Raw genomic sequence first — 19,789 nt, forward strand, 5'->3', positions numbered from 1 at the left:
GATAGTGATTTTTTTTAAAATAAACTGAACTCTTCTACAGAATGCGCGTCTGAGTATATGAAAGACGCGCATTTGTTATCATCATCCCTGAATTCAGAGATGTATATTTTGGCCACAGCGATGTGGCCTTTTTCTTTTCTGCTTAAGCCTGCTTCGCCAGAAACGCCTCAAACGACTCGGTATCCGCCGCTTCAACCTCTTTCTGACGCACAACGGACGCTTCGCGTTCCGCGACAAAATCTGCTTCGCTCAGGATTTCTAACGGCTCCTGGATCAGCATCTCACGGTACTCCGCCGAGAGTGAACGCCCCGTACCACCAATGCCCTGATCAATCATAGAACGCAGAATGCGTGCTGAGAACGTCAGTTCCGGGTTATCAAAGCATTCCACCAGCTGGTCGCAAATCTGTTGATACGCATCCCCGCCGTCGATGCTGTCCATCGTCCGGGCAACACGCTTCAGATCGCGGAACAGATCTTTGCCGACTTTCGTCAGCGGGAACTGTGCCGTTTCGCAGCCGATACCCAGCGTCAGACCCGGCTTACGCCCTTCCAGAATCACGCGGTTCCAGTTTGTACGGGTACAGAGCAGTTCATCTGAACTCATTTCCGGCGCATCCGCCAGCACGCACCAGACCATAAACAGATCCAGGAAGCGAATCTGCTGTTCATCAACGCCAATCGGTGAGAACGGGTTGATATCCAGCGAGCGCACTTCAATGTATTCGATCCCGCCGCGCTGCAGCGCATCCGACGGGGTTTCCCCGCTGCGCGTCACGCGCTTAGGACGAATAGGCGCATAGAGCTCGTTTTCAATCTGCAGCACATTACTGTTGATCTGCAAACGCTTACCGTCTTTTTCGAGGCCGATTTTCTCGTACTCTTCCGACGGGGTTTTGATCGCCCGCTTCAATCCTGCCACATATTCGTGCAATTCGTTAAACGTAATACCGAGATTGCTTTGCGATTTATTGGTATAGCCGAGATCGCTCAGGCGCAGAGAGGTGGCGTACGGAAGATAGTACATTCCGCAGTCAGTCTTCTCGAACGGCAGCGTCGTCGGTTTTCCCTGCAGGAAGGATGAGCAAATAGCAGGCGATGCGCCGAACAGATACGGGATCACCCAGCCGAAACGGTAATAGTTTCGGATCAGGCGGAAGTAGCCTGCTGAGATGGCGTCTTTATCCGTTTCACCGCATTTCGCTTCCCAGAATGCCATTGGCAACGAGAAGTTGTAGTGCACGCCAGAGATGGTCTGCATCAACGCGCCGTAGCGGTTTTTCAGCCCCTCACGGTAAAGCGTTTTCAGCCGGCCGATATTTGACGTGCCGTACTGTGCCAGCTCAATCTCCTGGCCCTGCTCGATATAGCACGGCATGCTGAGGGGCCACATGCGCTCGTCGCCCAGGTTGCGCGCGGTGTAGCGATGAATATCGCGCATGATCGTCAGCATATGATCAATATCACCCTCTACTGGGGTGATGAACTCCAGCAGCGCTTCAGCGAAATCGGTTGTGATCCATTTATGTGTCAGCGCCGAGCCTAACGCCTTCGGGTGACCCGTTGTCGCTAAACTGCCGTCCGCGTTAACGCGCAGCGTTTCACGCTCGAGACCACGCTGAATACCCTTCAATGCCTGAGGGTGGTTTTCCAGCCAGGCCAGCGCCTGAGATACGTCCGGGATCAAATTGACCTCCCGCCTGTCAAAGTAATGTTACTCAGCATAATTGTAATGGTTGACGATTGAAGGTCGCGTATTCATTCCACCAATTAGTGCCACCACGTCATACCCTGCAGCGTTGCCCATGCCACGAGGACATAACGCAACGCCTTGCCAAGGCACAAAAAAAAGAGCACCGGTCCCCAGGAGATGCGCATCCATCCCGCCAGCAGACACAGTAAATCGCCTATTACAGGCATCCAGCTTAATAACAGCGTGGCAGCGCCATAGCGTTTTAGCCAGCCGACTGCCTTTTCCTGCCAGCGCGATTTTTCACGCAGCGGAAAGAAACGCCCAAGAATAACGTTAGTCAGCCCTCCAAGGCTATTACCCATTGTTGCTATTACTACAAGCAGCCAGGGCTGACTCACGCCGGACAACAGCATCGCCACCAGCACCACTTCCGAATTGCCCGGTAACAGCGTGGCGCTGAGAAAACTGCTGGCGAATAATGAGGCAAGTGACAGCGCGTCACTCACAGTAAGCGCACATCCACCGCATCCATTCCAGCATCACGCGCGGCCTGGATGCCGAAATCGGCGTCTTCAAACACGACGCATTTTGCCGCCGGGACGCCCATTAATTCTGCGCAGAGCAGGAAGGTGTCCGGTGCAGGCTTGTGATGTTTAACATGATCGGCGGCAACCACGGCAGAGAAATAGTGGCGCAGGCCAAGATGATTGAGTAATGCCTCTGCAATCGCGCTTTCGCTGCCCGTCCCCACCGACATTGGGCGACGCCCGTGCCACTCTTTTACCACATCAATTAGCGGCAAAGGACGTACGGTATCTAAAAGCATGGCTTTTACCGCATCGGTTTTTTCGCGTGCGAGCAGGTGCGGGTCGAGATCGGCCTGATTCAGTTCAATCACGGCCTGTGCAATACGCCAGGTTGGGGAGCCGTTGAGGGCGATCATCGCCTGAAGGTCGAAACGCATACCGTAGCGGCCCAGGACGTCGGTCCAGGCTTGACGATGCGTGGGTTCGGTATCCAGAAGGGTACCATCCATATCGAAGATCAAACCGTCATACTGTGCGTACATCGTGCTCTCGCTAACCGATTAACAAAGCATTACTTTATCGTAAATGGTGGTTTTTGTCGCTGACAGAGAGTGTGATTGCTGACGGAACGTCGAAGGAATAAACAAAGAAGGAGAAGATGGTGCATCCGGGAGGATTACTCGGCTTACGCCTCGCCCTGCGGGCCGTTGCTAAAGCAACGTTATCCTCCCTGGTGCTTGCGATTAACTCGCTGACCTTAAAACAACAGCATCGCTGTTATCCAGGAGAATATGGTGCATCCGGGAGGATTCGAACCTCCGACCGCTCGGTTCGTAGCCGAGTACTCTATCCAGCTGAGCTACGGATGCATCGGGAAATGCTTTTAGAAACAGTAATGGTGCATCCGGGAGGATTCGAACCTCCGACCGCTCGGTTCGTAGCCGAGTACTCTATCCAGCTGAGCTACGGATGCATCAGGGTACTGCTTTCAGAAATAGTAAATGGTGCATCCGGGAGGATTCGAACCTCCGACCGCTCGGTTCGTAGCCGAGTACTCTATCCAGCTGAGCTACGGATGCAAAATGGCGGTGAGGCGGGGATTCGAACCCCGGATGCAGCTTTTGACCGCATACTCCCTTAGCAGGGGAGCGCCTTCAGCCTCTCGGCCACCTCACCACACAACGCCTCTTTCGAGTGCTTCGAGCAACTCGTTAAGAGCTTCTCGTCGCTGCGTGGCGCATATATTACTTTCTGGGACTTATAAGTCAAACAATTTTCCAAAAGCTTTTATCGTTTGCACAAATCACACGCAATTCGCATGTAAAAGCCGCAAAGAGGGTGTTTTATAAGCGGATTTTGCAGGCATCTTCACAGAAAACTGATGCAGAAAGGACAGTGTTGGGACGAGATAAGGGTAGCGGAGTGGTTAAAAAGAGAGCGATTGAAATTAAACGGTAACTTTGAGCAGGAAAAATAGCGGGAGGGTTGCGTCTCGCCCGACAGCGAGACGCGACAATATCAGTAACTGGACTGCTGGGATTTTTCAGCCTGGATACGCTGGTAGATCTCTTCACGGTGGACAGATACTTCTTTAGGAGCGTTAACACCAATACGTACCTGGTTACCCTTTACCCCTAAAACTGTCACGGTGACCTCATCCCCAATCATGAGGGTCTCACCAACTCGACGAGTCAGAATCAGCATTCTTTGCTCCTTGAAAGATTAAAAGAGTCGGGTCTCTTGTATCCCGGCATTATCCATCATATAACGCCAAAAAGTAAGCGATGACAAACACGTAAAGTGTAAGCAGTCACGGCATCACATTCTGTTAAACGTAAGTTTAGCCGATATACACAAACTCAACCTGACTTTATCGTTATCGATAGCACAGTGAACAAGACGCCATAACGTTACCGCTATGGCGTCTGCTTGTGCTTTGTAGTTATTACAGTTTCGCGCTTACCCAGCTTTCAACGCTGGCTAATGCCGCAGGAAGTGCCGCCGCATCCGTACCACCGGCTTGCGCCATGTCCGGACGACCGCCCCCCTTGCCGCCCACCAGCTGAGCGACCATACCAATCAGTTCCCCTGCTTTTACGCGGTCAGTCACATCCTTAGAGACGCCCGCAATCAGAGAAACCTTACCTTCTGCCACTGTCGCCAGCACGATAACGGTAGAACCAAGCTGGTTCTTGAGATCGTCGACCATAGTACGCAGCATCTTAGGCTCAACGCCCGCCAGATCGCTGACCAGCAGTTTGACGCCCTTAATGTCTACAGCCTTGCTGGAGAGGTTTGCACTCTCCTGCGCCGCAGCCTGCTCTTTCAGCTGCTGCAGCTCTTTTTCCAGCTGACGCGTGCGATCCAGCGCAACGCGCACTTTCTCGCCCAGGTTCTGGCTATCGCCTTTCAGCAGCTGCGCGATGTCGTGCAGCTGATCGCTCTGCGCATGCAGGCTGGCAATCGCACCTTCACCGGTCACCGCTTCAATACGACGCACACCTGCCGCCGTTCCCGACTCGGAAACAATGCGGAACAGGCCGATATCACCGGTGCGCGAGGCGTGCGTACCGCCGCACAGCTCGGTAGAGAAGTCGCCCATGCTCAGCACGCGAACGCGCTCGTCGTATTTCTCGCCAAACAGCGCCATCGCACCTTTTTTCTTCGCGTCTTCGAGATCCATGATATGGGTCTCGATTGGCAGGTTACGACGGATCTGCGCGTTCACCAGATCTTCCACCGCACGGATTTCAGACGGCTTCATCGCTTCAAAATGCGAGAAGTCGAAGCGCAGCACTTTGTCGTTAACCAGAGAACCTTTCTGTGCAACATGGGTACCGAGTACGTCGCGCAGGGCAGCGTGCATCAGGTGGGTTGCCGAGTGGTTCAGACGAATGCGCGCGCGGCGAGCTTCATCAACGTTAGCCTGGACGCCCTCGCCCACTTTCAGAGAACCGGAAACCAGTTTGCCCTGGTGACCAATCGCCTGACCGTATTTTTGAGTGTCGGTCACGCTGAAGCTAAAGCCATTGCCCTTCAGTTCGCCTTTATCGCCAACCTGGCCGCCGGATTCGGCGTAGAACGGCGTTTTGTCCAGAATGACTACGGCTTCCTGGCCCGCGCTGATGCTGTCTACGGCTTTACCGTCAACAAACAGAGCGGTCACTTTGCCGGTCAGTTCCAGCGCCTCATAGCCTTTGAATTCAGACGAGCTGTCAACGCGGATCATCGCGTTGTAGTCTGCACCGAAGCCGCTGGACTCGCGCGCACGACGGCGCTGCTCTTCCATCGCGGCTTCGAAGCCCGCTTCGTCAACTTTAATGTTACGCTCGCGGCAAACGTCCGCCGTCAGGTCAACCGGGAAGCCGTAGGTATCGTACAGGCGGAAAGCAGTTTCGCCATCCAGCGTGTCGCCCTTAAGCTTCGCCAGTTCTTCGTCCAGCAGCGCCAGACCACGCTCCAGCGTACGAGCAAACTGCTCTTCTTCGGTTTTCAGAACCTGCTCAACCTGCGCCTGCTGGCGTTTCAGCTCGTCACCGGCTGACCCCATCACGCCAATCAGTGGCCCAACGAGTTTATAGAAGAAGGTATCCTTCGCGCCCAGCATGTTGCCGTGACGGATAGCTCGACGAATGATACGACGCAGCACGTAGCCACGGTTTTCATTCGACGGGATAACGCCGTCGGCAATCAGGAACGCGCAGGAACGAATGTGGTCCGCGATAACGCGCAGCGATTTGTTGTTCAGATCGGTCGCGCCGGTCACTTCCGCAACGGCTTTGATCAGGGTGCTGAACAGGTCAATTTCATAGTTGGAGTTAACGTGCTGCAGTACCGCGGCAATACGCTCCAGACCCATACCGGTATCAACGGACGGCTTCGGCAGCGGCTCCATCGTACCGTCGGCCTGACGGTTAAACTGCATGAAGACGATGTTCCAGATCTCAATGTAGCGATCGCCGTCTTCTTCCGGGCTGCCTGGAGGGCCGCCCCAGATGTGGTCGCCGTGATCGTAGAAGATCTCGGTGCACGGACCGCAAGGACCGGTGTCACCCATCTGCCAGAAGTTGTCGGACGCGTAAGGCGCGCCTTTGTTATCGCCGATGCGAATAATACGCTCGCGCGGGATCCCGACTTCTTTTTCCCAGATTTCGTAGGCTTCGTCATCGGTTTCATAGACGGTAACCCACAGACGCTCTTTCGGCAGGTTGAACCAGTTTTCACCGGTCAGCAGTTCCCACGCATATTGAATAGCATCGTGTTTAAAGTAGTCGCCGAAGCTGAAGTTACCCAGCATTTCGAAGAAGGTGTGGTGACGCGCGGTGTAACCGACGTTTTCCAGGTCGTTGTGTTTACCGCCCGCACGCACGCAACGCTGTGAGGTTGTGGCGCGGGAATAATTACGCTTGTCGAGACCAAGGAACACATCCTTGAACTGGTTCATCCCGGCGTTGGTAAACAGCAGAGTCGGATCGTTGTTCGGTACCAGGGAGCTGCTGGCAACAACCTGGTGTCCCTTACTATGGAAAAAATCGAGAAACGCCTGACGGATCTCAGCGGTGCTCTTGCTCATAATTATCCTGAAATCAAGCTAACGAAATGTCGTAGCCAGCCTGTATCGGTAAACCGTTGGACAGACCAGCTACTGGAAAAAGTGGGAATAAGATAAGTTTTCTTTGGTGGGAAGTAAAATCCCGCATGCGTTCAATCGGCAAAATTACGCCAGATATCCTGAATATCTTCCATCAGAAAGCCGCGGTAGAGCAAAAAGCGCTGGATTTTGACTTTTTCTGAAAATTCACGCCGCAGCGGTTCGCCGTACTTACGAATAGCCTGCTCTTTTGCCAGCTCGCACCAGTCAATGTCGCATTCGCGCATCGCTTTTTCGATGGACTCCCGGGCCACCCCTTTCTGGTTTAGCTCCTGCCGGATGCGCGCGGGCCCGTACCCCTTGCGGCCACGGCTGGCGAGAAACCGCGAGGCAAAACGCTCGTCATCAAGATAGCGATGCTCATAGCACCATGCGATGACGCGGTCATAATCTTCCGCGGTGGCATCAATCTCTTCCGGGCCGTTTTTACTCATCACCGGTGCCGACAGTTTTCGCCGCAGCTCCTGTTCACTGTGGTCACGAACGGCCAGGATGCGCACCGCGCGATCCAGTAGGCGTGCATACGCGGGTCGACGTGTTGTCGGTTCACTCATAAAAAAACCTGCTGATTCAGAAATGCAAAAAGGGCCGCATCAGCAGCCCTTCATTGTTAAACGAAAGAATTAAAAGTCTTCGTTAGTTTCTTCAGCATCCGCGCTATCAACCGCGAAATCTGGCGTGGAGTCCTGGTTGTTCAGCAGCAGCTCACGCACTTTCTTCTCGATCTCTTTCGCCGCAGCCGGGTTCTCTTTCAGCCAGGAGATGGCATTCGCTTTACCCTGACCAATCTTGTCACCGTTGTAGCTATACCAGGCGCCCGCTTTTTCAATCAGCTTCTCTTTCACGCCCAGGTCAACCAGCTCACCGAAGAAGTTAATACCTTCGCCGTAGAGGATTTGGAACTCAGCCTGCTTGAACGGCGCAGCGATTTTGTTCTTCACAACCTTGACGCGGGTTTCGCTACCGACGACGTTCTCACCCTCTTTCACCGCGCCAATACGGCGGATATCCAGACGGACAGAAGCGTAGAATTTCAGGGCGTTACCCCCGGTCGTGGTTTCCGGGTTACCGAACATCACGCCGATTTTCATACGGATCTGGTTGATGAAGATCAGCAGCGTGTTGGACTGCTTCAGGTTACCCGCCAGCTTACGCATCGCCTGGCTCATCATACGTGCCGCGAGGCCCATGTGAGAGTCGCCGATTTCACCTTCGATTTCCGCTTTTGGCGTCAGTGCAGCAACGGAGTCGACCACGATAACGTCAACGGCACCAGAACGCGCCAGCGCGTCACAAATTTCCAGCGCCTGCTCACCGGTGTCCGGCTGAGAACACAGCAGGTTGTCGATATCGACGCCCAGCTTACGGGCATACACAGGGTCCAGCGCGTGCTCGGCATCGATAAACGCACAGGTTTTACCTTCGCGCTGTGCTGCGGCAATGACCTGCAGCGTCAGGGTGGTTTTACCGGAGGACTCTGGCCCGTAGATCTCTACGATACGGCCCATAGGCAGACCGCCAGCGCCCAGCGCGATATCCAGAGAAAGCGAACCGGTGGAGATGGTTTCCACATCCATGGAACGGTCTTCACCCAGGCGCATGATGGAGCCTTTACCGAATTGCTTTTCGATCTGGCCCAGTGCTGCCGCCAACGCTTTCTGTTTGTTTTCGTCGATAGCCATTATTACTCCTGTCATGCCGGGAGAAGCGACTGTGCTTCACCGTGGATTTCTGTTCTGTTGGTGCAATTATACTGTATGGTCATACAGTATCAAGTGTTTTGTAGAAATTGTTGCCAGAGCGTTTTTAACGCATAAACGGTTGCCTGACGACGCACGCTTTCGCGATCGCCGCTAAAGCACTCCCGGCGGGTGATCCCTTCGCCTTTCGCGGTGGCAAAACCAAACCAGACGGTGCCGACAGGCTTCACGTCGCTGCCGCCGTCCGGCCCCGCGATGCCGCTAATGGAAATGGCGAAATCTGCACGCGCCGCTTTGAGCGCGCCAATCGCCATCTCGATGACCACCGGTTCGCTGACCGCGCCGTGCTGTTCCAGCGTGGATTCGCGCACGCCAATCATCTGTGCTTTAGCTTCGTTACTGTAGGTCACAAATCCGCGTTCAAACCAGGCGGAACTGCCGGCAATGTCGGTAATCGCTTTCGCCACCCAGCCGCCGGTGCAGGACTCAGCGGTGGTAAGGGTCGCCCCACGTTGCTTAAGCGCAAGGCCAACTATCTCGCTAAGCTGCATCAATTCATGGTCAGTCATTCTCGCTCCAGGCATCAGAAAAACGTGCTGCACAAGATAGCACTTTCTCGTCAGATGTGGGGATGCGCTTCGGGTTTTACGAGGGTGCTTCAGAAAAAAGCCGGTGCGGGCGCACCGGCCGTGGAAAAGTTATTTCATGCTGTTGGCGAGCGTATTCACATTGTGGCGAAACGCCTTAACGTAGGTGTCTGCCACCCCGCCTTTGGCCGACAGCGCTTCGGGGTAAAGCTCGCCCCCCGGCTGCGCGCCCGTCGCTGATGCAATTTGCTTCACCAGACGCGGATCGAGCTGATTTTCCATAAACCAGGTTTTTACGCCGTCGGCTTTGATCTGATTGATAATCTCAGCAACCTGCGCCGCGCTGGCCTCGCTCTCGGAGGACAGTCCCTGCGGCGCCATAAACCTCACGCCGTAGGCACGGCTGAAATAGCCGAACGCGTCATGGCTGGTCAACACGTTACGCTTCGCCTGCGGGATCTGGCTAAAGCGCGTTTTGGCCCAGCTATCCAGCTGGTTAAGCTGCGTGATATAGGTTTTACCGGAGGCTTCCAGCGCGGCTTTGTCCTGCGGATCGGCTTTCACCAGCCCGTTCAGAATATTTTGTGCATACAGCGCCCCGTTCGCCGCGCTGTTCCACGCGTGTGGATCGGTCACGGTCTTTCCATCTTCCTCAAGCGTGTGGGTTTTCACCCCGGTTGAGGCAACGACCAGTTGTCCTTTGAACCCGGAGGCTTTCACCAGACGGTCAAGCCAGCCCTCCAGCCCCAGGCCGTTTACCACCACCACATCGGCCTTGCTCAGCGCCGCGCTGTCTTTCGGCGACGGCTCGAAGGTATGCGGATCGCCGTCCGGCCCCACCAGCGTCGTCACCTTCACGTGATCACCGCCCACCTCCTGGGTGATATCCCCCAGTATCGAAAAGCTGGTGACCACATTCAGCGTTTTCGCCATCACGCCGTGCGACATCATCCCCAGCGCGAGCGCCACTGCTAATCCTGTACGTTTCATCGTTTCCCCTTGCGTTAAAAATACGCCCGCAGACTGCCAGCGAGCCTGCTTCGCGTACCCAGTAAAATGGAAATAAAGAACAGCGCGCTGGCGGTGAGCACGATGGATGGCCCGGCCGGAAGACTCATCGCCCAGGAGAGGCTCAGCCCCAGCCATGCGCAGAAAATACCGCTGATGCCCGCCATCAGAAGTAACGCCGGTAGCGTGCGTACCCAGCAGCGAGCCGCCACAGCCGGCAGCATCATCAGACCAACGGCCATCAGCGTGCCGAGCACCTGAAAACCGGCCACCAGGTTAAGGACCAGCAGCGCCAGAAACAGTCCGTGCAGCAGGCCGGGCAGCCAGCGGGCGTTCACCTGTAGCCAGGCGGTGTCAAACGCTTCGGTAACCAGCCCGCGATAGAACATCGCCAGCACGATAAGGGTGAAGATGCACACGCCCGTGACAAACAGCGCGGCGTCGTTGTCCACGGCGAGGATGGAGCCAAACAGCAAATGCAGCAGATCGACATTCGACCCACGAAGCGACACCAGCGTAACCCCCAGCGCCAGTGAGCCAAGATAAAACCCGGCAAAGCTGGCATCTTCCTTAAGCGGCGTGCGGCGACTGACCAGACCGGCCAGCAGCGCCACGGTAATGCCCGCGATAAAACCGCCGATACTCATCGCCAGCAACGACATGCCGCTGAGCAAGTATCCCACGGCGACGCCCGGTAAAATGGCGTGAGAAAGGGCATCGCCCATCAGGCTCATCCGGCGCAGTTGAAGAAACACGCCAAGCGCGGTGGTGCTGACCGAGAGCGCCAGGCAAACCACCAGCGCGCGGCGCATAAAGCCGTACTCGATAAACGGCTGAAAAAAGAGATGCCAGATCATGCCACCCTCACCCGCCCGGTTTTCCATTGAGGAACGTCAGCATCCAGCCGTAACGTCTGCAGGAAGTGGCGCGACACGCGCTCGCTGTCGTGCAGTACCGCGAGCAGCGTTTGCCCCTGCATATACATCTCCAGCATCACATCCATCAGCACGTTGCAGGTGGCCTCATCGACCCCGGTAAAGGGCTCATCCAGCATCACCAGCGGCGCCTGCTGCACCAGGACGCGGGCAAACAGCATGCGCTGGAACTGGCCGCCGGAGAGCTCATCGATGGTGGATAACGCCATGGATTCCAGCCCGACGCGCTCAAGCGCGCTGGCAATGCGCAGCCGCGTTTCGCGGCGAAACCCGGAAAACAGCGAAATGCCAGGCCAGCAGCCCATGCTTACCACGTCCCGAACGGTTAGCGGAAACTGCGCCTCCAGCGCGTGGCGCTGTGCCAGCCAGCCAATCACCGGACGCTTTCCCTGCCAGCGAAAACTGCCGCTTACGGGCGGGATAAACCCGGCGAGCGTTTTCAGTAAGGTAGATTTCCCGCAGCCGTTAGCGCCGACAATCGCGGTCATACTTCCACGCGCAATCGTGCCCGAGAGGGGCCGCGTCACGGGCTGGCGTTCATAACCCGCGACCAGTTCATTCATCACAATCATGGCAACGCCACCGCCCAGCGCACGGCCAGCCCGAGAACGACAATAAGCACCAGCGCCAGCAAAAGCCGAACCGGAGCAGACAGAGAAAAAAGGGACGTTGACATCTCGATACCAGTTTAAATGTTATAACATAACAATAATGAAAGGTGGTTAAGATGTAAATGGCAGGTTTGAAAAGGGAGTGTGGCGAAATGTTTCTGCAAAACGCCCTCTCCCATGGGAGAGGGCATCAGGCCGCACTGTGTGCGCAGCCATGCCGGGTGGCGGCGTTGCCTTACCCGGCCTACCCGTCGGGGTAACTTACTGACTAAACGGTGACGCCGCCGGCACGCGGGCCTGCGATACCGCCAGCCCCAGCTGCCATACGGCCATCGCATAGTGGGTGCTGTGGTTATAGCGGGTGATGGTGTAGAAGTTCGGCAGTCCGTACCAGTACTGATAGCCCGTTCCAACATCCAGACGCAGCAGGCTCGCCTGCTGTGCATTGCCCAGCGGCTGCGTTGGCGTTAAGCCTGCCGCGGTCAGCTGCGAAATGCTGTAGTTAGTTTTGAAGCCATTTTCCAGCCCCGGCGCCTGACCGTTCGCCTGCACCGCCACCTGGCCGCCCGGCACCCAGCCGTGCGCTTTGAAGTAGTTCGCCACGCTGCCGATGGCATCCACCGGATCCCACAGGTTGATATGGCCATCTCCGTTAAAGTCGACGGCATACTGTTTATAGGACGACGGCATGAACTGGCCGTAGCCCATCGCGCCGGCAAACGACCCTTTCAGATCGAGCGGATCGTCCTGTTCGTTACGCGCCATCAACAGGAAGGTTTCCAGCTCGGAAGAGAAATACTCCGCGCGGCGCGGATAGTTAAAGGAGAGCGTCGCCAGCGCGTCCAGGATGCGGGTTTTGCCCATCACGCGGCCCCAGCGGGTTTCCACACCGATAATCCCGACGATGATTTCAGGCGGTACGCCGTACACCTGCCACGCGCGGTTGAGCGCCTCTTCATACTGATTCCAGAACGCCACGCCGTTTTGCACGTTGTCCGGGGTAATGAACTGTTTGCGATAGCGCAGCCACGCCCCGTTTGGCCCGCTCGGCACCTGGGCCGTCGGCGCCTGTCTGTCCATCAGGCGCAGCACGTAGTCCAGACGCTTGGCCTGAGACAAAATTTCGTGCAGCTGCTGTCTGTCAAAGCCGTGTTTGCTCACCATTTTATCGATGAACTGCTCGGCCGCCGGGTTATTCGCGAAGTCGCCGCCCATCTGCATCATATTGTGCTGCGGCTCCAGCAGGAATCCTCCGGAAGGCGCGCCCGCCGTTTGCTGAACGGCTTCGGTCTTAGGTTTGCTACTACAGGCAGACAGCAGAATAAGCGCAGGCAACAGCGCTGCATAACGACGCTTGAACATGAGACATCCATTTAACGGGTTCGATAAGAACCCAGTATGGTAAAGCATCCGCAACACCTCAAGGAAGCGGTACGCACCTCCCCAACGCAAATCCGTGATTTTTTCCCCCGAAAATCATTCACCACGCCAATTAACTTTCAAAATAATACATTTTTCTTTCATTGTGAGATCTAACTAACACTTTAAAACCTTTCAAAGTGATTATTATTAGCCGCAGATAGACAAAAACAAACGCCCTACAGGAGAGAAGAATGATAGAAACCATCACCCACGGCGCCGAGTGGTTCATCGGGCTGTTTCAGAAAGGCGGAGAAGTGTTCACCGGCATGGTGACCGGGATCCTGCCCCTGCTGATCAGCCTGCTGGTTATCATGAACGCGCTGATTAACTTTATCGGGCAACAGCGTATTGAACGCTTCGCCCAGCGCTGCGCCGGAAACCCGCTGTCCCGCTACCTGATACTGCCCTTTATCGGCACCTTCGTGTTCTGCAACCCGATGACCTTAAGCCTCGGCCGCTTTATGCCAGAGAAGTACAAGCCGAGCTATTACGCCGCCGCCTCCTACAGCTGCCATTCGATGAACGGCCTGTTCCCGCACATCAACCCCGGCGAGCTGTTCGTTTATCTCGGGATCGCCAGCGGCCTTACCACGCTTGGCCTGCCGCTCGGCCCGCTGGCGGTGAGCTACCTGCTGGTCGGTCTGGTCACCAACTTCTTCCGCGGCTGGGTGACCGACCTCACCACCGCTATTTTTGAGAAAAAAATGGGCATCCAGCTTGAACAGAAGGTCCATCTTTCAGGAGCCACAGCATGAACCGGATCCGCATTGAGAAAGGCACGGGCGGCTGGGGCGGCCCGCTGGAGTTCGACGCCACCGAAGGCAAAAAGATTGTTTACATCACCGCGGGTACCCGCCCGGCGATCGTCGACAGGCTGCGCGAGCTGACGGGCTGGGAAGCGGTCGACGGCTTCAAAGAAGGGGAACCGCCGGAGGCGGAAATCGGCGTGGCGGTGATCGACTGCGGCGGCACGCTGCGCTGCGGCATCTACCCGAAGCGCCGCATTCCGACGGTAAATATTCACTCCACCGGGAAATCCGGCCCGCTGGCGCAGTACATCCTCGAAGACATTTATGTCTCAGGCGTTAAGGAAGACAACATCACCCTGGTGAAGGGGACGTCTGCACCGCAAAAAGCGGCTCCGCGCGAGTACGACACCAGCAAGAAAATTACCGAGCAGAGCGATGGCCTGCTGGCGAAAGTCGGGATGGGGATGGGGTCCGCCGTGGCGGTGCTGTTCCAGTCCGGGCGCGACACCATCGACACGGTGCTGAAGACCATTCTGCCATTTATGGCGTTCGTCTCGGCGCTGATCGGCATCATCATGGCCTCCGGCCTGGGCGACTGGATTGCCCATGGCCTCGCCCCGCTCGCCAGCCACCCGCTTGGGCTGGTGACGCTGGCGCTGATCTGCTCCTTCCCGCTGCTGTCGCCGTTCCTCGGCCCGGGCGCGGTGATTGCTCAGGTCATCGGCGTGCTGATTGGCGTGCAGATTGGTCTGGGGAACATTCCCCCGCACCTCGCCCTGCCCGCCCTGTTTGCCATTAACGCCCAGGCGGCCTGCGACTTTATCCCTGTGGGGCTGTCGCTGGCCGAAGCGCGCCAGGACACCGTGCGCGTGGGCGTGCCGTCTGTGCTGGTCAGCCGCTTCCTGACGGGTGCGCCGACGGTGCTGATTGCCTGGTTTGTTTCCGGCTTTATTTATCAATAAGAGGTGCCTGCCATGACCGTGATTTACCAGACCACCATTACCCGCATCGGCCAGAGCGCCGCCGACGCGCTGAGCGACCAGATGCTGATCACCTTTCGCGAAGGGGCGCCTGCTGATATCGAAGAGTTTTGCTTCATCCACTGCCACGGCGAGCTGAACGGTGAGCTGAAGGCCGGGAGCCAGCTGGAGCTGGGCGAGGCGCGCTATGCCGTGACCGCCGTCGGCGACGTCGCTGAACAAAACCTGCGCGAGCTGGGCCACATCACCCTGCGTTTCGACGGCCAGCCGCAGGCGGAGTATCCCGGCACGGTTCACGTTGAGGGTCCGGCTCCGCAGGCTGTCACCCCAGGCTGCACGTTAAAATTTGTTGCGTAATTAAGGAGATAGACATGAGTCAGGTTGCCGTTGTCATTGGTGGGGGACAAACCTTAGGCGAGTTCCTCTGCCGTGGGCTTGCCGCAGAGGGTTACCGCGTGGCGGTAGTGGACATCCAGAGTGAAAAAGCCGCCCGTGTGGCGGACACCATCAACACCGAGTTTGGTGAAGGAATGGCGTACGGGTTTGGCGCCGACGCCACCAGCGAGCAGAGCGTGATGGCGCTGGCCCGCGGCGTGGACGAGATTTTTGGCCGTACCGACCTGCTGGTCTACAGCGCGGGAATTGCGAAAGCGGCCTTTATCAGCGATTTCGAGCTGGGGGATTTTGACCGCTCGCTGCAGGTCAATCTGGTGGGCTATTTCCTCTGTGCCCGCGAGTTTTCCCGTCTGATGATCCGCGACGGCATTCAGGGGCGCATCATTCAGATCAACTCAAAATCAGGGAAAGTGGGCAGCAAGCATAACTCCGGCTACAGCGCGGCGAAGTTTGGCGGCGTGGGGCTGACGCAGTCTCTGGCGCTGGATCTGGCCGAATACGGTATTACCGTTCACTCGCTAATGCTCGGCAACCTGCTGAAATCGCCGATGTTCCAGTCCCTGCTGCCGCAGTACGCCACCAAGCTCGGCATCAAAGCGGAAGAAGTGGAGCAGTACTACATCGATAAAGTGCCGCTCAAGCGCGGGTGCGATTACCAGGACGTGCTGAACATGCTGCTGTTTTACGCCAGCCCGAAAGCCTCGTACTGCACTGGACAGTCGATTAACGTCACTGGCGGGCAGGTGATGTTCTGAGTTCATTCCCCGGTGGCGCTGCGCTTACCGGGGCTACCATCCCCGCAGGCCGGGTAAGGCGCAGCCGCCACCCGGCCATTAAAGGAGCAGATATGGTTACCGCACTCATCACCGTCGCCGCCCTCGCCTGGCTCTGTCAGATGGCGTTCGGCGGCTGGCAAATTCACCAATTTAACCGCGCGTTTGACGCCCTGTGCCAGAAAGGCCGCGTGGGCGTCGGACGTTCCGGCGGACGCTTTAAACCACGCGTCGTCGTGGCTATTGCGCTGGATGAAAACAATAACGTCTGCGATTCCCTCATCATGCGCGGCATGACCGTCTTTGCCCGTCCGGTGAAAATCCAGGCAATCAACGGCATTTCGCTGCAGGAATTACAGCCTGATGTGATCTTTCCCCATGATCCACTCTGTCAGAATGCACTATCATTAGCGCTTAATCTGAAACATGGATAATTTCGTTGTGAAAGCTCTAGACTTGCGAAATTATCATTTCGCAACCTAAGGAACGAAGCGCCTATGAAACCTCGTCAGCGCCAGGCGGCCATTCTTGAGCATCTGCAAAAGCAGGGAAAATGCTCGGTAGAGGATCTGGCCCACTACTTTGACACCACCGGCACAACGATACGCAAGGACCTCGTATTGCTCGAAAACTCTGGCGCCGTCATTCGAACCTACGGCGGCGTGGTGCTCAATAAAGACGAAGCCGATCCGCCTATCGACCACAAAACGCTGATCAATACCCACCAGAAAGCGCTGATTGCCGAAGCCGCCGTAAAATTTATCCACGATGGCGACTCCATCATTCTGGATGCCGGCAGTACCGTCCTGCAGATGATCCCGCTGCTCAGCCGCTTTAACAACATCACGGTGATGACCAACAGCCTGCACATCGTCAACGCCCTGTCGGAGTTCGACAGCGAGCAGACCATCCTGATGCCCGGCGGGACCTTCCGCAAAAAATCCGCCTCATTTCACGGACAGCTGGCGGAGAACGCCTTCGACCACTTCAGCTTTGATAAACTGTTCATGGGCACCGACGGCATCGATCTGAACGCGGGCGTCACGACGTTCAACGAAGTGTTCAGCGTCAGTAAAGCCATGTGCAACGCCGCGCGGGAAGTGATTTTGATGGCAGACTCGTCGAAGTTTGGCCGCAAAAGCCCCAACATTGTCTGTAGCCTGGAAAGCGTCGACAAGCTGATTACCGACGCAGGTATCGATCCGGCGTTCAAAAAAGCGCTGGAAGAGAAAGGCATCGACGTGATCGTAACCGGAGAGAGAGATGAGTGATTTTCTGTTAGAAACGGGCCGCCAGACGCTGATGCTGGAGCTGCAGGAAGCCAGCCGCCTGCCGGAACGTCTGGGCGAGGATTTTGTCCGTGCCGCCAACACCATTATCCACTGCGAAGGCAAAGTGATCGTGGCGGGCATCGGTAAATCCGGCCACATCGGCAAAAAGATTGCCGCGACGCTGGCCAGCACCGGCACCCCGGCTTTCTTCGTGCATCCTGCAGAGGCGCTGCACGGCGATCTGGGAATGATTGAAAGCCGCGACGTGATGCTGTTTATCTCCTACTCCGGTTCGGCGAAAGAGCTGGATCTCATTATTCCACGTCTGCAGGAAAAATCGGTTGCCCTGCTGGCGATGACCGGGAAATCCCGCTCGCCCCTGGCGCTGGCCGCCAAAGCGACGCTGGATATTTCCGTTGAGCGTGAAGCCTGTCCGATGCACCTCGCCCCCACCTCCAGCACCGTGAATACCCTGATGATGGGCGACGCGCTGGCGATGGCGGTAATGCAGGCGCGCGGGTTTAACGAAGAAGATTTCGCCCGCTCGCATCCGGCGGGGGCGCTCGGGGCACGCCTGCTCAACAAGGTTCACCACCTGATGCGCACTGACGATGCGATTCCGCAGGTCAAACTCAATACCAGCGTCATGGACGCGATGCTGGAGCTCAGCCGCACCGGTCTGGGGCTGGTGGCGGTGTGCGATGACGACGGGTACGTCAAAGGCGTGTTCACCGACGGCGACCTGCGCCGCTGGCTGGTGGGCGGCGGCAAGCTGGAAACCAAAGTGTCGGACGCCATGACCCAGGGCGGGCTGACGCTGAACGCCGAGAGCCGCGCCATTGAAGCCAAAGAGGTGCTGATGAAGCGCAAAATCACCGCCGCACCGGTGGTGGATGACACTGGCAGGCTGTGCGGCGCCATCAACCTGCAGGATTTCTATCAGGCCGGGATTATCTAACCCTTCAGCCCGAGACGCTTCGCCAGCCGGTGCAGGTTGGCGACGTCCATCTCCAGCGCCCGGGCGCACGCCGCCCAGTTGCGGTTGTTCTGATCCAGCGCGCGGATAATCATCTGACGCTGAAACGCCTCTGTCGCGTCACGCAGGTTTTCGCTCGTTATCTCCGGAGCTGCATGGGCAATCGTGGGTGCGGTTTCATCCTGCTGCGCAAAATGCCGGGCATGTATAACCACTTCATCACCCGAACGCGTCGCTCGCGCCAGCACCACCGCACGGTGAATCGCGTGTTCCAGCTCGCGCACGTTGCCCGGCCAGCCGTAGCTCAGCAGATGCGCCCTCGCCCCCGGACTCAGCACCACGCGGGAAAGCCCCATCCTGAGACGGCACTGTTCGCAGAAATAGCCCGCCAGCAGCACCACGTCGTCCCCGCGCTCGCGCAGCGGCGGCACGGTAAGCGGGAACACGCTCAGGCGGTGGAACAGGTCGGCGCGGAACTGCCCGGCCAGCACCGCCTCACGCAGGTCGCGGTTGGTCGCCGCCAGCACGCGCACATCCACTCTTAAGCTGCGGTCATCGCCCACACGCTGGATATCGCCGTACTGTAATACGCGCAGAAGTTTGGCCTGAAGCGACAGAGAGAGCTCGCCTATTTCATCCAGAAACAGCGTACCGTTATCGGCCATTTCGAACTTGCCGCTGCGGTTGCTGATGGCGCCGGTAAACGCCCCTTTGACGTGACCAAACAATTCGCTTTCCGCCACGCTTTCCGGCAGCGCGGCGCAGTTGAGGTACACCAGCGGATTGACCGCGCGCGGCGACGCTTCATGAATTGCCTTCGCCACCAGCTCCTTGCCGGTGCCGGTCTCCCCGAAGATCAGCACGTTCAAATCGGACGCGGCAACAATCTCAATCTCTTTTTTGAGCTGCACCATGCCCGGAGAGAGGCCAATCATCTCCGTGTGCGTGACCTGCTCAAACGCCGCCGGGCTGCCGGGAAGGATATTCTGGCTCTCCAGCTGTTCAATCAGCAGCGCGTTGTTAAGCGCCCCGGCAGCCAGCGCCGCAATGAGGCGCAACTCTTCATCACTGAAAGTATCGAACTGGTCCGGCGACATGCCGTCGAGGGTCAGCGCCCCAATCAGATTTTGCCCGGCAAACAGCGGCAGGCCAATACAGGCGTGCACCTTCAGGCTCTCCTGTCCGGGAATCAGCCCGTCATACGGGTCGGGCAGATCGCTGTCCGCCGGGAAACGCACCACGTCACCCGCGCGGGCAATGGTCTCCAGACGTGGATGGCCTTCAAGGGTAAAGCGCCGCCCGAGCACGTCCTTCGCCAGGCCGTCGATCGCCAGGGGAATAAACTGCCGCCCTTCGTAGCGCAGCAGCGCCGAAGCGTCGCACGCCAGCACGTGGCGCAGCGTGGAGATCAGCCGCTGAAAGCGGTCCTGATGGCCGATACCGGTTTGCAGCTCAATGGCGATCTTCGCCAGCACGTCTACGGAAAAGCTCATTTCTGCCTCGCTGTCAT

The 19,789-nt window shown here is 57.1% G+C and carries 20 protein-coding genes and 4 tRNA genes; 7 read left to right on the forward strand and 17 right to left on the reverse strand.

Annotated features, from left to right (window positions below; translation table 11 throughout):
- Positions 1–142: 142 nt before the first annotated feature.
- The 16 genes from gshA to mltB all read right to left on the reverse strand — a co-directional run bounded on the left by gshA (position 143) and on the right by mltB (position 13,074).
- A complete protein-coding gene (gshA, locus tag KGP25_RS18850) occupies positions 143–1,687 on the reverse strand; it encodes a glutamate--cysteine ligase (protein WP_045909305.1) in 1,545 nt (514 codons plus the stop codon).
- A gap of 83 nt (positions 1,688–1,770) precedes the next feature.
- A complete protein-coding gene (locus tag KGP25_RS18855; RefSeq protein WP_021241956.1) occupies positions 1,771–2,199 on the reverse strand; it encodes a YqaA family protein in 429 nt (142 codons plus the stop codon).
- Positions 2,196–2,762, reverse strand: coding sequence for a fructose-1-phosphate/6-phosphogluconate phosphatase (gene yqaB, locus KGP25_RS18860; protein ID WP_032648006.1), 567 nt, complete (start codon positions 2,760–2,762; stop codon positions 2,196–2,198). Before yqaB ends, KGP25_RS18855 begins: the two co-directional genes overlap by 4 nt.
- 250 nt (positions 2,763–3,012) lie before the next feature.
- Positions 3,013–3,089 (reverse strand) — tRNA-Arg (locus tag KGP25_RS18865).
- Between the two features lie 27 nt (positions 3,090–3,116).
- Positions 3,117–3,193: transfer RNA gene (locus KGP25_RS18870), tRNA-Arg, on the reverse strand.
- Between the two features lie 29 nt (positions 3,194–3,222).
- Positions 3,223–3,299: transfer RNA gene (locus tag KGP25_RS18875), tRNA-Arg, on the reverse strand.
- A gap of 4 nt (positions 3,300–3,303) precedes the next feature.
- Positions 3,304–3,396: transfer RNA gene (locus tag KGP25_RS18880), tRNA-Ser, on the reverse strand.
- Between the two features lie 342 nt (positions 3,397–3,738).
- Positions 3,739–3,924 (reverse strand): carbon storage regulator CsrA, encoded by a 186-nt coding sequence (csrA, locus tag KGP25_RS18885; protein WP_000906486.1) that lies wholly within the window; start codon positions 3,922–3,924, stop codon positions 3,739–3,741.
- Positions 3,925–4,165: 241 nt separating this feature from the next.
- Positions 4,166–6,793, reverse strand: coding sequence for an alanine--tRNA ligase (gene alaS / locus KGP25_RS18890; protein ID WP_223539479.1), 2,628 nt, complete (start codon positions 6,791–6,793; stop codon positions 4,166–4,168).
- A 131-nt stretch (positions 6,794–6,924) separates the two neighbouring features.
- On the reverse strand, positions 6,925–7,425 hold the full coding sequence (recX, locus tag KGP25_RS18895) for a recombination regulator RecX (protein ID WP_223539480.1): 501 nt from the start codon (positions 7,423–7,425) through the stop codon (positions 6,925–6,927).
- 69 nt (positions 7,426–7,494) lie between these two features.
- Positions 7,495–8,553 carry a recombinase RecA gene (recA, locus tag KGP25_RS18900; RefSeq protein WP_024907698.1) on the reverse strand — a complete coding sequence of 353 codons (1,059 nt, stop codon included), beginning with the start codon at positions 8,551–8,553 and terminating at the stop codon, positions 7,495–7,497.
- A gap of 89 nt (positions 8,554–8,642) precedes the next feature.
- Positions 8,643–9,140, reverse strand: coding sequence for a nicotinamide-nucleotide amidase (gene pncC, locus KGP25_RS18905; protein WP_045908520.1), 498 nt, complete (start codon positions 9,138–9,140; stop codon positions 8,643–8,645).
- A gap of 129 nt (positions 9,141–9,269) precedes the next feature.
- Positions 9,270–10,148, reverse strand: coding sequence for a metal ABC transporter substrate-binding protein (locus KGP25_RS18910; RefSeq protein WP_223539481.1), 879 nt, complete (start codon positions 10,146–10,148; stop codon positions 9,270–9,272).
- 14 nt (positions 10,149–10,162) lie between these two features.
- Positions 10,163–11,023 carry a metal ABC transporter permease gene (locus KGP25_RS18915; protein WP_111967743.1) on the reverse strand — a complete coding sequence of 287 codons (861 nt, stop codon included), beginning with the start codon at positions 11,021–11,023 and terminating at the stop codon, positions 10,163–10,165.
- On the reverse strand, positions 11,020–11,673 hold the full coding sequence (locus KGP25_RS18920) for an ATP-binding cassette domain-containing protein (RefSeq protein ID WP_223539482.1): 654 nt from the start codon (positions 11,671–11,673) through the stop codon (positions 11,020–11,022). The genes KGP25_RS18915 and KGP25_RS18920 overlap by 4 nt, the downstream gene beginning before the upstream one ends.
- A 300-nt stretch (positions 11,674–11,973) precedes the next feature.
- A complete protein-coding gene (mltB, locus tag KGP25_RS18925; RefSeq protein ID WP_045908517.1) occupies positions 11,974–13,074 on the reverse strand; it encodes a lytic murein transglycosylase B in 1,101 nt (366 codons plus the stop codon).
- A gap of 251 nt (positions 13,075–13,325) precedes the next feature.
- On the opposite strand from mltB, the gene srlA reads away from it, so the two are divergent.
- From srlA to gutQ, 7 genes are all read left to right on the forward strand, one after another.
- Positions 13,326–13,889: a PTS glucitol/sorbitol transporter subunit IIC gene (gene srlA / locus KGP25_RS18930; RefSeq protein WP_003862164.1), complete on the forward strand. Its 564-nt coding sequence runs from the start codon at positions 13,326–13,328 to the stop codon at positions 13,887–13,889.
- Positions 13,886–14,845, forward strand: coding sequence for a PTS glucitol/sorbitol transporter subunit IIB (locus tag KGP25_RS18935; protein WP_039025237.1), 960 nt, complete (start codon positions 13,886–13,888; stop codon positions 14,843–14,845). Before srlA ends, KGP25_RS18935 begins: the two co-directional genes overlap by 4 nt.
- 12 nt (positions 14,846–14,857) lie before the next feature.
- The gene (srlB, locus tag KGP25_RS18940; RefSeq protein WP_223539483.1) at positions 14,858–15,220 is read left to right on the forward strand and encodes a PTS glucitol/sorbitol transporter subunit IIA; all 363 of its coding nucleotides are present in this window, start codon (positions 14,858–14,860) and stop codon (positions 15,218–15,220) included.
- Positions 15,221–15,234: 14 nt separating this feature from the next.
- Positions 15,235–16,014: a sorbitol-6-phosphate dehydrogenase gene (gene srlD / locus KGP25_RS18945; RefSeq protein ID WP_023294411.1), complete on the forward strand. Its 780-nt coding sequence runs from the start codon at positions 15,235–15,237 to the stop codon at positions 16,012–16,014.
- 92 nt (positions 16,015–16,106) lie between these two features.
- Positions 16,107–16,466 (forward strand): transcriptional regulator GutM, encoded by a 360-nt coding sequence (gene gutM, locus KGP25_RS18950; protein WP_045908515.1) that lies wholly within the window; start codon positions 16,107–16,109, stop codon positions 16,464–16,466.
- A 63-nt stretch (positions 16,467–16,529) separates the two neighbouring features.
- Positions 16,530–17,303 (forward strand): DNA-binding transcriptional repressor, encoded by a 774-nt coding sequence (locus tag KGP25_RS18955; protein WP_032640855.1) that lies wholly within the window; start codon positions 16,530–16,532, stop codon positions 17,301–17,303.
- A complete protein-coding gene (gutQ, locus tag KGP25_RS18960; protein WP_069720350.1) occupies positions 17,296–18,261 on the forward strand; it encodes an arabinose-5-phosphate isomerase GutQ in 966 nt (321 codons plus the stop codon). The genes KGP25_RS18955 and gutQ overlap by 8 nt, the downstream gene beginning before the upstream one ends.
- On the opposite strand, the gene norR is transcribed toward gutQ, so the two are convergent.
- Complete coding sequence (gene norR / locus KGP25_RS18965) at positions 18,258–19,772, reverse strand: nitric oxide reductase transcriptional regulator NorR (protein ID WP_223539484.1); 1,515 nt, start codon at positions 19,770–19,772, stop codon at positions 18,258–18,260. The genes gutQ and norR overlap by 4 nt on opposite strands.
- Positions 19,773–19,789: the final 17 nt, after the last annotated feature.

The sequence above is a fragment of the Enterobacter sp. JBIWA003 genome, assembly GCF_019968825.1.
Taxonomy (GTDB): Bacteria; Pseudomonadota; Gammaproteobacteria; order Enterobacterales; family Enterobacteriaceae; genus Enterobacter; species Enterobacter quasiroggenkampii.